Source organism: Desulfocucumis palustris (assembly GCF_002933875.1).
Lineage (GTDB): Bacteria > Bacillota > Desulfotomaculia > Desulfotomaculales > Desulfocucumaceae > Desulfocucumis > Desulfocucumis palustris.
In genome coordinates, this window is sequence record NZ_BFAV01000028.1 from 66,046 (window position 1) to 79,878 (window position 13,833).

Consider the following 13,833-nt stretch of genomic DNA (forward strand, 5'->3'; position numbering starts at 1 on the left):
GGGCATCGTTACCCTTGTTTATTTCATCATTGAAATAAGTATTAACTTAAGTATCATATTGACACATGCTGTTGAATCTTGTCAAGTATTTATTTTCCCGTAAATTCAACTTCTTCCCACCGGTAAATACGTTTCAGCTCGTCAATGGTGGTTTGAATATGCCTGTCCATGGCCTCCGCGGCTTTGTCGGGGTCCTTCCGGGCCAGGGCGTTGTATATTTCCAGGTGGTGTTCATACCATAAATTTTTGCCAATGCCCATTAACTTTTTCCTGCTGGGGCCGTAGGCCTCCCTCAGCATACCGGCGATCATGGCCATCATACTGATTAGAATGGGGTTGCCGGTGGCGTTTGCTATGGCGGTGTGGAAATCCACGTCCGCCTCGCCGGGATCCTTGGGGAATTCCACATCCTGCCTTATATCCATAACAGCGTCCCTGATTATGAACAGATCCGTGGAGGTGGACCTCAGGGCGGCAATTTTGACCACGCCGGTTTCAAGAATGCGCCGGGCCTCCATGAGATGGAAAACATTCTTCGTCTCCCGCAGCATAATGGAAGCCAGGGGCTCTATTATGTTGTCAATGCTGGCCTCCTTGACAAAGGCGCCGCTTCCCGGCGATATTTCAATCAGCCCCATGCGGGCCAGGGCGCTTAGCGCCTCCCTGATGGCCGAGCGGGAAACCTCCAGCTTCTCCGCCAGCTGCCTCTCGGGAAGAAGCTGATCCCCGGGCGCCAGAGAGCCGTCTTTGATCATGTTTTGGATCTGCTCCACAATGTGTTCGTACAATCTTGTTCTTTTTTTGCGTGTTAGCTCCATAACAACCCGTTCTATAAAATATTATTTTCCTGTTTTGGCAACTGCTCCAACTCAATGTATTATATCACAAACACTCAATAACTTAATCAAATGGCTTTAATAAATTTCCGATTTCAGAGCGACGAAACATCGCAGCAACTCCAGGGAGGCATCCGCAAGCTCCTCCGCGTATTCCGGCCTGGCCTCGGACACCAGGCTCCTGCCGGAGCTGTGCACCCGGCGGTGCGGCTGATCAATTTCCCTCCAGGCTTTAAGATTCCCGAACTTTTTGCCGCCTTCCCCGTCGTACCAGCGGCCAAAAGCGCATTCCCTGTGATCCGGAACCCTGTCCCCGGCACCGGCCTTTTCCACTATATTTTTTAAAAGCCCGGCATGATCGTAAAGTCTGGCCGCCAAAAGCCGCACCGGATCAGTCTCTTCCACACCGCTGATGAGGGGCTCCAGCACAGGCAGCGAGGCGTCCCGGACATTGGCGGCATTGGCGGAACAGGCACTGCCGAAGGCGGTAATCTCAGCCAGCCTCTGGCTGGCCAGGCTTATCCCGTCCGTGGTGGAAGTTACCTGGCTAACCGCCTGGCTGATTTCATCCAGGGCTTTGGAAGCCGCCTGAACCATGCTCATGCTCTCGTTGACGCTGGCGGAGGCGGAGGAAACATAACTGGAGTACACGTCAAAGGCATCCTTTATCTCACCGCTGTTTTGGTTGACCGTTTCCGACAGGACCTCCATTTCCGAGGCCAAATTTTTAACCATGGCCACGGCTTCTATGGTGTTGCCGGCCAGCTTTCCAACCTCCTGGGCCACCACCGCGAACCCGCGGCCCTGGTCCCCGGCCCTGGCAGCCTCGATGGTGGCGTTTAAGGCCAGCAAATTAGTCTGATCGGCAATACTGGCAACCTGCTCTCCCACCTGATTAATCCTCTGCAGGCGCTGGCTGACCTCTCCCATCTGCTCCACAATATTCGATATTCCGCCTGCCACGCCCTTCAGCAAACGCTCCATCTCATCCAGGGTATTCTGGTTGGCTCCGGCCAGCCCCCTTAATTCATGATGGGCGGCGGTGGTTTCCTCCACCGAGGCATTCACCTCCTCGGTGGTGGATGCAAGCTCCTCGGCCCCGGAGGCCAGCTGCGCGGACTCACTGGCGGCTTCATCGGCCTTGAGGCGGCTCCACAACCCCATCAGGTCCGCATGGGCAATCACAAAACATCCCACCGCCAGGCCGAAATACAAATCGCCTCCCCCATTAATGGGAACCTGTTCCGATGGTTCCCGCCTTCCGAAAAGTTTCATAAATCGATACCCACCCTCCCTGTTGTTCTAAATCAAGAAATATTCTATAAATGGGTGAAAATACCTCTAATATTGCAAATTAATGTCAAAATTTAATATATATTGCCAGTATGTAAAATATTTCACATTTCTTTTGCGGCAGTACAGGCGAATTTTTTTATTTTACCCGCGAACAGCAGTGCCCCCAGAATGGAACAGGCGCCCCCTATGGCCAGGGTATAAGGCGCTCCTATGATGCCGGCCAGGGTGCCGGCCATCAGGCTGCCCAGGGGGGTCATGCCCATAAAAGCCATGGCGTAAAAGCTCATTACCCTCCCCCTCTTTTGATCCTCCACCAATGTCTGCAGCACCGTATTGCTTGAGGCCAGATGCACCATCATGCCGAACCCGACGACAGCCAACAGCAGCGATGAAAGCCACATTACCCTGGAGAAGGAAAAGGCAATCAGCCCAAAACCGAAGACAGCCCCGGCCAGGGGTATAATCCTGACCAGGCCGCCGGTATTTTTACGCGAGGCCAGGAAAACAGCCCCGAAAAGCGCCCCGGCTCCGGTAAAGCCCATCAGAAAACCCAGGGTATGGGCGCCGCCGTGCAGTATTTCCCTGGCAAAAACGGGCATTAACACGGTGTACGGCACGGAGGTCAAACTTATCAGGGCCACAAACAATATAACGTACCTTATGGGCCGGGAGCCGAAGGCATAGACCAGCCCCTCCTTCAGCTCCGGAAGAACCTTGCCCCGCCGCTGGGAAGGATTTCCCCGGACCACCCTCATGGACAGAAGAGCGGCGATTACGGCCAGATAGCTAATCCCGTTTATCAGAAAGCAAACCCCCTCGCCCACCGTGGATATAAGTATACCCGCCACGGAGGGACCCAGCAGCCTGGCTCCGTTAAACATGGAGGAATTCAGGGCGATGGCGTTTCCCAGATCCTCCCTGTTTTCAATCATATCCACCACAAAGGACTGGCGGACCGGAATATCAAAGGAATATACCAGGCCCAGCGAAACGCTTAAAACCAAGATATACCCGACGGTTATTCCACCGGACAAAATCAGCAGGGCCAGAATCAAGGCCTGCACCATGGCCAGGGTTTGGGTTATCACCAGCATGCGGTGGCGATTCCACCTGTCAGCCATTACCCCCGCGAAGGGGCTTAAGAGAAAGGTTGGTATCTGTCCGGCAAAGCCCACAATTCCCAGCAGAAAGGCTGAATTAGTCATTTTATATACCAGCCAGCTCATGGCAATATTCTGTATCCAGGTCCCAATCAGGGAGATACCCTGGCCGGCGAAAAAAAGGCGATAGTTCCTGTAACGAAAAGATCTGAGGAGGAATTTCACCATCCCCGGGATATTATCGGGTTTTTCCCCTGTCAACATATCACCTCTTCCCCAACACTTATATTAAAAATAAATGTTAGCGCAGTATATGCACATTGTAAACCTTTGAAGGATTAATTTTAAAGGGTATAAAAAATTCCGGACAGGCGTCCGGAACAATTAATGTCTATTTTCCTTTACCTGAGGTTTCCGGTTGTCTCCTGTAAAAGCCGGCTTAAGATAATATTTATCAGCCCCTGCTTTGCAGTAAAACTCCAAGCAGTATCAGGGTTCCCCCGGCCATCTGAACCCCTGTCAGCAACTCTCCCAGGAGCCAGAATCCCAGCAAGGCGGTAATGGCCGGTTCCAGGGTGCTTATAATGGACGCCCGGGACGGGCCGATAAGCTGTATGCCCCTGAACACGGCCCCCAGCGCCAGGGCCGTGGGCACCAGTCCCAGGAAAACCAGCCAGCCCCAGGCCTGAACCCCGAAATCAAAATTAAGCCTGCCGGTGGCCGCGCCCAGGGCGCCGAATACAACCATGGCAAAGGTCACCAGATAGGTGTTAAAAACCAGCACCGGTATCTCCTTTAACATTTTGGCCCCCCACACGTAAAATATGGCGTTCATCAAGGCGGCCATCAGGGCCAGCGCCACGCCTCTCATATCCAGACCGTTCACGGGCTGGCCCAAAATAACCGCCGCCCCGCCGAAGGTCAGCACAAGGGACAAAATCTTTTTAAATGTGAAAGGCTCCTTCAATAAAAAATAGGCCAGCACGGTGACGATGGTGGGGTAAACATAAAGAAGCAGTATAGCCATACCGGCGGAAAGGAAGCTGAACGCGTAGAACAGGGTCAGCACCGCAACGGCATGACCGCCGATGGTGGCGGCAGCCATGGAAAGCAACTGGCGCCCGGTGAGGCGCGGCGGCTGCATCCATAGCAGCAGCACTGTCCAGAAAGCCGCCGCGGCCACCACATAGCGAACCGTAAGGGTGGTCTCCACCGTGGCCCCGTAAGAATAAGCCGTCTTGGCCGCTATGGCCTCGGTGGCATAACAAATGGTGGCAATAATTACCAGAGTAGTCCCCAATACCTGCCCCGGCCCTTTACCGGCCTTATGTGCGCCGCTAACCCCGGCCGGCGCCGCTTTTTCCGGCTGTGGCTGAAATTCGTCCTTTTCCAACTAAAAAATACTCCCTTAAAGCATAATAGACTTATTTTATTAGCAGGCTTGCGGATTTGTCAAAGCGTTCAATATGGCATCCGGGCGGTTTATTCCCCTTTTTATGCACATAATTCCAGCAATTATGCCTAAAGGGTATTGTTAATTACCGCATTCCCGGTATATAAATAATTCTATAGGACAAACCAAGGAGCGTGAACTGCATGAAAGTAATGAAGGAACCATCCACAACCCTTTTCCCCGTCCCCACAGTCCTGGTGACCTCTCAGCTGGAAGGAGTCAAGCCCAACATCATAACCATTGCCTGGACAGGCATATTGAATTCCGATCCCCCGCTGGTGTACATCTCCGTCCGGCCTCAGAACAGGCATTCCCACAGATTGATTAAGGAATCCGGAGAATTCGTTATTAATATCCCCTCTTCGGGCCAGGCGCGGGTGGTGGACTATTGCGGCACTGTTTCCGGCAAGGATACGGATAAATTTGAACAGACCGGACTCACCCCCGTTCCCGCTTCCCGGGTAAAAGCCCCTCTGATAGCGGAATGCCCGGTTAACCTTGAATGCAGGGTAAGACAGGTGCTTCCCCTGGGAAGCCACGATGTCTTTATCGCGGATGTGCTGGCCGTTCACTACAATGAAGAGGCCCTGGACGAAAAAGGCCGGCCGGATGTGAATAAAATAAGTCCCTACGCCTACTGCCTTGGCGAATACAGGCAGATGGCGGACAAACTGGGCAGTTTCGGCTATTCCAGGAAAAAGCCGGTGGACTGATGTGATGAATACCCGTAAAACCGTGGTGGGAGTAATGGGAAGCGGTGCGGCGGCAACGCCGGAAGACTGCCAAATGGCGTACAACCTGGGAAAGCTGATTGCCGGGGAAGGCTGGGTGCTGCTTAACGGCGGCAGGCCCGCCGGTGTCATGGAGGCCTCGGCCAGGGGCGCCAGGGAAAAGGGCGGGCTGACCGTGGGCGTCCTGCCCGGGACCGGCGGCGACCAGGCCTCTCCCTACATAGACATCGCCATTGTAACAGGCATGGGGGACGCCCGGAACAATATAAATGTTCTGAGCAGCGACATCATAGTGGCGCTGCCCGGGGGGGCCGGAACCATATCCGAAATCGCCCTGGCCCTGAAAAACGGCAAAAGGGTAATACTGCTTAAATTTGACACCGGAACCCTGTTTAACAAATACCGGGACTTAAAACAGCTGATAATAGCCGGAACCCCCGAGGAGGCCGTTCCAATCATAAAAAAGGAATTGCTTTTACAGGCTGTAAAAAAGTAAAGTTTTTGGCAATGGCATGGCCCTTGTCGCCATGCCATTTTCCACTTTTTGCTTTATCCCTCACCCGCCGCGGGGTTTCCGCCCCCGGGGGGACGGCCCGCCGGCAGAAACCCCGGCGATTTAATTATCCCGCGCTCCCCCGCTGAAATGATGCCCCAGCCTATCCTCCAGGGCATCATCTCTCAGGCTCCTGAGCCATTGTAATTTGGCCCTGGCATGTTCGCGGAAACCAATGAAAATGTATCGGGCTGCCCGGGGAATTACAGGTCCGCGCTCCTCATAGAGTTTTTCCAGTTTTTCTATCCTGCTCTCAATATTTTTAATTCTTTGCCCGATTATATCCGCGATTTTTCCACTGTCTCCGTAACCGGCGAAAATAAGGGCCGTATATATCGGATCATAAAACTTCTCTTCCATGGCGAACTGCTTCATTAAAAGCTCCTGAAACTTCATCCTCCCGGCGTCCGTTATTCTATAGACCGTTTTATCCGGGCGCTTTTCCTCTTTAATAACCCCGGACACCTCTATAAAACCGTCTTTTTTAAGCTGCTCAACGGCATAGTAAAGAGAGCCCTCATAAAATTTAATATATTTTTCCACTTGCCGGGACTTCAAAATATGTTGCATCTCATAGGGGTGTTTTTCCCCTCCCATCAATAGACCAAGGATTACCAGCCTGACAGACATGGCTTCAACTCCCCATCAATAGCTTTAAAAACAAGTTATTTATACTATATCACATTTCCATATCAGTCCAGGTGAACCCCGCCGGGGCCTTTCAAGGCCCGGGGAGCCAGCCGGGAATACTGCCTGAGGCTTTCTTTCTCCACGGCTTTTTTGCTCAGAAACATGCCCAGGGGAATAATCATGGCAGCCGCTAAAACAGGCAGCAGCATTGCATCATCAATGGCCGCGATAAACGCCTCGCGGTTTAAAGCCCCGCCCAGCACTTCCCAGGCCCCCGAAGCGGCCAACGGCGGTGAGACCCCCGAGCTGATCAAAAAGGCCCGCAGAATGTCTATTGTATTTAAGGCGGCATAGGAAGACCAGTTAACCGTATCCGACAGCCAGGCAGCGTGGTAGACCTGCCTGTTCAGCATGATATGAGTAATCAAGGCTATTCCCAGGGAGCCGGAAATCTGGCGGACCAAATTGTTCAGGGCCGAAGCCCGGGAAGCCAGATACCTGGGAATGGTTTTCATACCGGCGGTGGTCAGCGGCATCATGGCCAGTCCCAGACCGATGGATCTCTTTACAAGTATCCATTGCAGGTGGGTAAAACCGGTGCTGTAGGACAGCGTATGCAATTGATAACTGTAATAGGCGGTTACGCCAAAGCCCACTATGCAAAGGGGCATGGCCCCAAATCTATCAAACAGGCGGCCGCTGACCGGCATCATCAGCGCGGTGGCCAGGGCGCCGGGCATGGTTAACAGTCCGGACTGCAGAGGGGTCAAGCCCCTGGCTGTCTGTGCGTATACCGGTATGAGGTAAATAACGGAATACATGGCTATGTTGGATAGACTTACGGAAAGAATACTGACAATATAAGTCCGGTTTTTTAACAGGCGAATGTCGATGAGCGGCTGGGAAGCGGTCAGTTCCCAGATTATAAAAAGAATAAACGCGAAAACCGAGTAGATAATTAAATTCACAATATAAAGTGAGGTCCAGCCCTTATCCTGCCCGTTGCTTAAAGCCAGCAGCAGGGTGCAGCAGGCTGAGGCAATAAGTATAAAGCCCAACAGGTCAAACTTCAGCTCAGTCCTCCGGGGCGTTTCCTCAAGCAGAGTCCATGCCAGAAACACCGCCGCCACACCAATGGGCAGGTTGATGGTGAAAATCCATTCCCAGCCCAGGCGATCCACTAAATAGCCGCCCAGGGTGGGTCCTATGGCGGGCGCGCCCATGGCGGAGATACCCCATATCCCCAGGGCCATGCCCATTTTCTCCCGGGGCACGATGATGCGGATCATACCCATGCTCACCGGTATGATCATGCCGCCGCCCACCGCCTGGATTATCCTGGCAAAAACCAGGGAACTATTGCTCCAGGCCAGGGCGCACGCCCCGGAGCCGGCGATAAAGATCACCAGGGAAACTATGTAGGTGCGTTTAATGCCGAAGCGGTCGCTCAGGTAGCCGGTAATGGGTATCACCACTCCCGAAACCAGCAAATAAGAGGTCGCCACCCATTGGACGGAAGCCGCGTCGGTTCCGAAAACTTCCTTTAGCCTGGGTATGGCCACATTGACAATGCTTGTGTCCAAAATAGCCATGAAACAGCCCAGGATAAGGGTCATCAATGCCGGCCAGGGAATGTCGCGGCTTCTGTCATTTCCGGCAACGTCACCCCGTGAAGAATGGATTGGATTTTTTTTCATTTTCCCAGGACCTCAACTATATTAAAATTTAACTAGTTAAATTTTAATATATAATATCTGTCATATCAAGTCATAAATGCAGGCTTCTCCAGATACCGTGGCCACCACCGTCACAGGGCATAAAAAAAACCCGGCCTCCAACAGCCGGGAGCAGCCCACGCCATATCTAATACGTATACCCTCCGAAGGGTATGAAACCGGCCGCCCGCCCCAGGCTGCCCAGTTCAATACCCTGCAGGACCTCCTGACTGAAAACCGGCAGGCCGGTCCGGTCCACGATATACCCCACATGCTCCTTGGGAAGGCTGCGGTCGATATATTTTTCTATATAGCCGTACATATTGCCGATCACCTTCAGCACAGCGCCCTCGTTCACCCACTCCAGAAAGGTGCGGGCCAGGCGGGGGTTCTTTTTACCCGTGCGGCCCATTATAACCAGCCGGTAATATTGGTCCCCCCTGGTCCAGGCCGAGGTGGGGCATTTCAGCACGCACTCCCCGCAGCCCAGGCAGCGCCGGTGATCTCTCCTTACCTTGTAATTGACCATTTCCAGGGCGCCGCTGGCAACCTTCCGGCAGTTTTTCACACAGGCTCCGCAACCCATGCAGCGCCCCGGGTCATACACGGGCAGAACCAGGCCGATCACCCCTATGTCCTGCATGTGTGCCTTGATGCAGTCGTTGGGACAGCCGGTGACGGCGATTTTAACGTGAAAGTCGTTGGGGTAAATGAGCTTTTCAATTTTTCCGGCCAGCTCCGTGGTGTTGAAATTGGCGAAGGGGCATACGCTGTTGCCGATGCAGGCGGACACATTCCTGGTTCCGGCGGCCGGGTACCCCCCGTTCACATCCGCTATCCCCACCCCCATTTCCACCTCCAGGCCCTGGATTACCGGGGCGAGCAGCCTATTTACCCCGGGTATTTTTTCCATGGGAATACCGGGTATTTCAAACCCCTGCCTGGTGGTTATATGGACCTTTCCGTTGCCGAAGCGCTCCGCGATAGCCTTTATCACGTCAAGGTATCCGGCGTCCAGCCCGCCTCCGAGAACCCTTACCCGCAATGCCGTTATTCCCCTGTGCTTTGTTATCCGGTAGGCGTTTTTCATTAATTTTTTAGTATTGATATCCAGCATTTTAATCACCGCCTCAATCCATCAGCCGGCCGGCCGTGGTATAGTTGAGAACAGGTCCCTCCAGGCATACGTAAGCGCCGTCAATTTTGCAATGGCCGCATTTGCCTATGCCGCAGCACATTTTGCGCTCAAAGGAGACCCATATGTTTTCTTGCTTTATCCCTCTTTTTATAAATTCCAGGGTTGAAAATTTCATCATGGCCGGGGGCCCCACAACTATAACCACGGTATTTTCCGGCTGGGAAATGGGCTCCCGGGCGATAAGCCCGGTGATCAGGCCCACCCTGCCGGGCCAGCCTCCGGCATCGTCCCTGTCCACGGTTATTTCCACCCGGTGCTGCCGCCGCCACCTTTCAATTTCGTCCCGGAACAAAATATCCGCCGGGGTTTTAAATCCCGCCAGCAGGGTAAGGCTTTTCACCTCCCCGGGGTTCCCTCCATAGCGGTTCAGCAAACTTTTAACCGGGGCCAGGCCGGTGCCACCGGCGGCAATTATCAAATCCTTTCCCGCGTACCGCTCCAGGGGAAAGCCCCTGCCGTAGGTGCCCCGGATGAACAGGGAATTTCCCGGCCGCAAATGGTGAATAACATTTGTCAGCCTGCCGACCCTGCGAATGGTCATTTCAATCCAGCCGTCCCCAAAATCACTTACCGAAATGGGGGCCTCCCCCACCCCGGGTATGGATACTTCCACAAACTGCCCCCCGGCCACTTGCATATCCGCTTCCAGCCGGTAGGTGAAATCCACGGCGGTCTCCCGCCTGACCTCAATAATTGCCGCCCGGAAGGGAAGATACGGGTTAGACATTTTCAACAGCCTCCTTCATCAGGGCGTCAACCCTGTTGATAGCCCTTGCAAAGGAAATATACTCCGGGCAAACATCGTCACAGCGCCCGCAGCCCACGCACATGTTGTAACCAAACCTCTTCCTGAAATCGCTTATTTTATGCATTAATTTAAAACGCATGCGGTCCCCGTGGTCCTCCCGGAAACCATGCCCCCCGGCCATGGCGGTAAAGCCGTCAATCATGCAGGAGGCCCAGACCCTTCTTCTTTCGCCGCGATTGGGGTTGTCCTCGTAGAATATGTCCTGCATGGTGAAGCAGGAGCAGGTGGGACAGGAGACCGTGCAGCGGCCGCAGGCTATGCAGCGGGAAGCGTATTCCCGCCAGATGCCGTGGCCAAAAACCGACTGGTCAACTGATTCGGGTATGGAAACTTTTGTTTTGTTCTCTTCAATGAACCGGAGCGACATCTCCGCCGGGCCGCCGAACTTTTCAAAGAGTGTTGCCAGGTCCCCCCGAACGTCGCACAGAAAACCGCCCCCGGCGGCCCTGATAAAAACATCATAGCCGTCCGCCCTGTTGGTTCCCATGGAAACGCAAAAACAGCTGTCGAAGCTCTCCGCGCACTCAATTACAAAAAACCTCACCTTTTCCCTCAATTCCCGGTAATAGCTGTCCACGCGCCCGCCGTTCCTTAAAAATATCTCGTCCAGCCTTTTAAAGGCGTTTACGTCACAGGGCCGGCAAAACACGATGATTCCTTTCTCCCCGGTCCCGGGCACGGCATATTCCTCCTCGGTAAAGTAAAGGAGGGTTTGGGTTATGGGAAATACAATTTCCTTGGGAGAAAAGCGGGATTTCTCCTTGAACTCTATCTGCTCCACCCCGGAAATTTCCCGGTACGCGACCAGGTCGGTGCCGGAAAAGGCCCCCTTCCCCGTCATTTTAACCGGGGCATAAACCACATTGTCCGCGGACAATTCCTTCAGAATGCCGTTAAATGAATCCATGTCCAGCCAATAAGCCAAATTAACCACACCCCCACTGTTTTTATTTTCAGCCGTGTATCAGTACCGGCAGGCATTTGGTGCAAACCCAGCGGCTTTCCCCGCTCACCCTGCAGGGAAGCAGCACCGACTCATCCTCGCTTTTGCCGCAGCGGTGGCAGGTCTGAACAACATACACCTTTGGACTTTCAGCAGTAATGTTTCCCGCCGGAATCTCCCCCGCCTTTTGGGCGGAGCCGCCCCTGCCCAGGGCGGGGCAGGATTTATGACATTCCACTCCCGGGGCGCAGGCTGGTTTTTCTACCGTGGCGGTTAAATCAATCCCCTTGGCCCGGAACCCGAGGCACTGTCCGCAGCTGTCAAGCAGTTCATGCTTCCATTGCAGGTATTTGTCCCTTTTGGCAGTCATTATGTATCCCTCCGCATCAAATTTATAAACTGTTTGTTGTTAAAAGATTACCATTCAGGGAGAATGAGCAATATGACGCGGAGCATCCCAAAGGTGTGACTTTGCTCACAGTGATGGAGGCATTACAAAAAAACCGCCATGGGTGCTGAGGCGGTAATATTGCTTTAAAATTTTTAAGCAATTTTTAGACAATTTTTTATATAAAGAATATAAACCGGGAAGGATTACTTTGACTCTTGTGGTAATTATTACAACATGAAAATGATATATTGTTCATTATGTTAGTTTTTGTATTTGCGAAATGCTTGGTGATGGATTTTTGTGGACAGATTCTTGGCAATACGTTTGTTATGTGGTGCTGCGATTGTCTAAATGGGAACCTTGTTTTAAATAAAAATCTTTATAATTTTTATGGAGATGGCAGAGATTATATGGCACAAATAAAAACTATAGATTTAAAATTCAAGTATGGATTTCCCAATTTTACAAAGACAGCTAATAATATTTACCTATGTGGTAGTCAAAATCTAATTCTTTCTGATATATGGGCTTTCTGGGATTATGTTATCAAGAAAAATGGCTATGAAAAGGATTTCATGGCTTCATTATTAGAACAAGCAAAAAATTTTTATATAGCGGCTGAAAAAAGCCCAGTTAATTCAAGACCCCTATTGTATTATTATTCATTTCTAAATTTTGCAAAAGTAATGATTAATCTTGAAAAAAAATACGGAAAAAATGTTACATATATGCACGGAGTTAAGGAAAGAAATAATGGTCGTTTTGTGCATTCCGAAATAACTATAGAAGCAATTAAAAACCATATTAAGAATGTATCTGCAGAATTACATCGAGTCCTTGATAGTCGAACTATTTCTACATCCTTGACTCTAAATCTAAGAGAGCTGCTTTCACATTGCGTAGGTATTCATAGGACATATTGCGAAATTTACAATATGAAAGAATCTTTTTGTAAACTTATGGATATAAAATTAATAAAAACAGGAAGGATTATTAATCTAAGTGCTAAAGTTCAGTGTAGGCCTGAGCAATTAACAGAACTTGTTAGTATAGGTTATAACGTTACTCAAGATGAAAATAGTTTTTCTTGGGAAGAATCCTATAGATTACGATCAAATAATATTACAAGAGAAGGATACTATAATTTTTCACAAATTCTCAGAGATAAGGGGATTTGGTATTTTATTGGAAATGATGGCTATACCAACTATCTTTCAACAAATCCTGGTTACAGATATTCCCCGGAATTTATTATATATAATACAATGTTCTACTTAGGTTCTATTACTCGATATCATCCATATTTATTTAATGATATTTTTTCCGATAAAGAACAATGGTTAATGAGCGAATTTTTAACCACCCAACCCAAACAGTTTTTATATTTATCTACGGCTAAGATTTTAAGTCAAAATGTACTTAAAGCTTATGCTGAATTTTAAATCCACCGGACTTAGATCTGCAACATTATTATTAACCATATATTTAGTAGGCTAATAATGGGGAGTGCTATAATAACCTTGTTATAGCACTCTAAAAATTAATTCACAGTCTTTGGATATATCATTTTGAAAGAAGGACAGATTTACATGTTAAAACAAAAGGATGCAAAAACCTCTTTCCAAATTAGATCAAATGATGTCTCCCATTGTGTTGGTGAACTAGATAATTTGATAAGAGCTGAGTATAATACAACCCATAATTTTTTGGAGTATTATGCCGGTAAAGAAAACCTCGAAAAGGTATACAATGTAAAAAATCAGGTCATTTATGGAAGACGCGGTACTGGAAAAACTCATCTTTTAAAAGCCATGCAAGAGTCGCTTGTTTCAGATGTTAAAAACAAGTATTTTCCTGTCTATATTGATGTGCGATCTTATAAGCCGTTACTAAATGATGACAACCCTCTTTATTACTCGTTAATACTTTTCAAGGAATTATCTGTAGAGCTTCTGAGGTGCGCATATGAAAACATTTCTTTTCTCTATGGATTTAATGATTTTGAATTCTCTACGAAGCAATTGATTAATGCTAAAAAAGAACTAATATTGTCTTACCTTAAAAGATTTAATGCCACGTTTGACTGTAGCGGTTTGCGCTCCCTGGCGGTAAACTAATACCCGCCAATGACGTTTAGCAATGGCCTTGGAATTAACGTCAATGGCGATAGGCCTTCATA

14 protein-coding genes are annotated in these 13,833 nt (G+C 50.2%); 4 read left to right on the forward strand and 10 right to left on the reverse strand.

Translation table 11 applies throughout. The features are described from left to right. Positions 1-89: 89 nt before the first annotated feature. The 4 genes from DCCM_RS02820 to DCCM_RS02835 all read right to left on the reverse strand — a co-directional run bounded on the left by DCCM_RS02820 (position 90) and on the right by DCCM_RS02835 (position 4,625). Complete coding sequence (locus DCCM_RS02820) at positions 90-818, reverse strand: FadR/GntR family transcriptional regulator (protein WP_104370945.1); 729 nt, start codon at positions 816-818, stop codon at positions 90-92. Positions 819-914: 96 nt separating this feature from the next. Then, the gene (locus tag DCCM_RS02825) at positions 915-2,111 is read right to left on the reverse strand and encodes a methyl-accepting chemotaxis protein (RefSeq protein WP_104370946.1); all 1,197 of its coding nucleotides are present in this window, start codon (positions 2,109-2,111) and stop codon (positions 915-917) included. 122 nt (positions 2,112-2,233) lie between these two features. Further along, a complete protein-coding gene (locus DCCM_RS02830) occupies positions 2,234-3,496 on the reverse strand; it encodes an MFS transporter (RefSeq protein WP_231702622.1) in 1,263 nt (420 codons plus the stop codon). Between the two features lie 190 nt (positions 3,497-3,686). Next, the gene (locus tag DCCM_RS02835) at positions 3,687-4,625 is read right to left on the reverse strand and encodes a DMT family transporter (protein ID WP_104370947.1); all 939 of its coding nucleotides are present in this window, start codon (positions 4,623-4,625) and stop codon (positions 3,687-3,689) included. A gap of 203 nt (positions 4,626-4,828) precedes the next feature. Between DCCM_RS02835 and DCCM_RS02840 the strand changes: the two genes are divergently transcribed. Both DCCM_RS02840 and DCCM_RS02845 read left to right on the forward strand, forming a co-directional pair. After that, complete coding sequence (locus tag DCCM_RS02840) at positions 4,829-5,398, forward strand: flavin reductase family protein (protein ID WP_104370948.1); 570 nt, start codon at positions 4,829-4,831, stop codon at positions 5,396-5,398. A gap of 4 nt (positions 5,399-5,402) precedes the next feature. Beyond that, positions 5,403-5,912, forward strand: a complete 510-nt coding sequence (locus tag DCCM_RS02845; protein WP_165791996.1) for a TIGR00725 family protein — start codon at positions 5,403-5,405, stop codon at positions 5,910-5,912. 120 nt (positions 5,913-6,032) lie between these two features. Here the strand turns inward: DCCM_RS02845 and DCCM_RS02850 are convergent, their stop codons facing one another. The 6 genes from DCCM_RS02850 to DCCM_RS02875 all read right to left on the reverse strand — a co-directional run bounded on the left by DCCM_RS02850 (position 6,033) and on the right by DCCM_RS02875 (position 11,633). Then, the gene (locus DCCM_RS02850; RefSeq protein WP_104370949.1) at positions 6,033-6,599 is read right to left on the reverse strand and encodes a PadR family transcriptional regulator; all 567 of its coding nucleotides are present in this window, start codon (positions 6,597-6,599) and stop codon (positions 6,033-6,035) included. Positions 6,600-6,661: 62 nt separating this feature from the next. After that, positions 6,662-8,296 carry a DHA2 family efflux MFS transporter permease subunit gene (locus DCCM_RS02855; RefSeq protein WP_231702623.1) on the reverse strand — a complete coding sequence of 545 codons (1,635 nt, stop codon included), beginning with the start codon at positions 8,294-8,296 and terminating at the stop codon, positions 6,662-6,664. Positions 8,297-8,462: 166 nt separating this feature from the next. After that, positions 8,463-9,428: a sulfite reductase subunit C gene (gene asrC, locus DCCM_RS02860; protein WP_174705133.1), complete on the reverse strand. Its 966-nt coding sequence runs from the start codon at positions 9,426-9,428 to the stop codon at positions 8,463-8,465. A gap of 16 nt (positions 9,429-9,444) precedes the next feature. Beyond that, complete coding sequence (gene asrB, locus DCCM_RS02865; RefSeq protein WP_104370951.1) at positions 9,445-10,239, reverse strand: anaerobic sulfite reductase subunit AsrB; 795 nt, start codon at positions 10,237-10,239, stop codon at positions 9,445-9,447. After that, entirely contained in the window at positions 10,232-11,245 is a 1,014-nt protein-coding gene (gene asrA / locus DCCM_RS02870; RefSeq protein WP_373855386.1) for an anaerobic sulfite reductase subunit AsrA, read from the reverse strand. The genes asrB and asrA overlap by 8 nt, the downstream gene beginning before the upstream one ends. Positions 11,246-11,273: 28 nt before the next feature. Further along, on the reverse strand, positions 11,274-11,633 hold the full coding sequence (locus DCCM_RS02875) for a ferredoxin (protein ID WP_104370952.1): 360 nt from the start codon (positions 11,631-11,633) through the stop codon (positions 11,274-11,276). 278 nt (positions 11,634-11,911) lie between these two features. On the opposite strand from DCCM_RS02875, the gene DCCM_RS02880 reads away from it, so the two are divergent. Then, positions 11,912-13,096: a YaaC family protein gene (locus DCCM_RS02880; protein WP_128739066.1), complete on the forward strand. Its 1,185-nt coding sequence runs from the start codon at positions 11,912-11,914 to the stop codon at positions 13,094-13,096. Between the two features lie 147 nt (positions 13,097-13,243). Beyond that, positions 13,244-13,771, forward strand: coding sequence for an ORC-CDC6 family AAA ATPase (locus tag DCCM_RS02885; RefSeq protein ID WP_104370954.1), 528 nt, complete (start codon positions 13,244-13,246; stop codon positions 13,769-13,771). The last annotated feature ends 62 nt before the right edge of the window (positions 13,772-13,833 follow it).

What these genes read in the sequence shown, in the direction of transcription:
- DCCM_RS02820 (WP_104370945.1), bottom strand. Translation starts at nt 818, where the DNA reads ATGGAGCTAACACGCAAAAAAAGAACAAGATTGTACGAACACATTGTG.
- DCCM_RS02825 (WP_104370946.1), bottom strand. Translation starts at nt 2,111, where the DNA reads ATGAAACTTTTCGGAAGGCGGGAACCATCGGAACAGGTTCCCATTAAT.
- DCCM_RS02830 (WP_231702622.1), bottom strand. Translation starts at nt 3,496, where the DNA reads ATGTTGACAGGGGAAAAACCCGATAATATCCCGGGGATGGTGAAATTC.
- DCCM_RS02840 (WP_104370948.1), top strand. Translation starts at nt 4,829, where the DNA reads ATGAAAGTAATGAAGGAACCATCCACAACCCTTTTCCCCGTCCCCACA.
- DCCM_RS02845 (WP_165791996.1), top strand. Translation starts at nt 5,403, where the DNA reads ATGAATACCCGTAAAACCGTGGTGGGAGTAATGGGAAGCGGTGCGGCG.
- DCCM_RS02850 (WP_104370949.1), bottom strand. Translation starts at nt 6,599, where the DNA reads ATGTCTGTCAGGCTGGTAATCCTTGGTCTATTGATGGGAGGGGAAAAA.
- DCCM_RS02855 (WP_231702623.1), bottom strand. Translation starts at nt 8,296, where the DNA reads ATGAAAAAAAATCCAATCCATTCTTCACGGGGTGACGTTGCCGGAAAT.
- asrB (WP_104370951.1), bottom strand. Translation starts at nt 10,239, where the DNA reads ATGTCTAACCCGTATCTTCCCTTCCGGGCGGCAATTATTGAGGTCAGG.
- DCCM_RS02875 (WP_104370952.1), bottom strand. Translation starts at nt 11,633, where the DNA reads ATGACTGCCAAAAGGGACAAATACCTGCAATGGAAGCATGAACTGCTT.
- DCCM_RS02880 (WP_128739066.1), top strand. Translation starts at nt 11,912, where the DNA reads ATGTTAGTTTTTGTATTTGCGAAATGCTTGGTGATGGATTTTTGTGGA.
- DCCM_RS02885 (WP_104370954.1), top strand. Translation starts at nt 13,244, where the DNA reads ATGTTAAAACAAAAGGATGCAAAAACCTCTTTCCAAATTAGATCAAAT.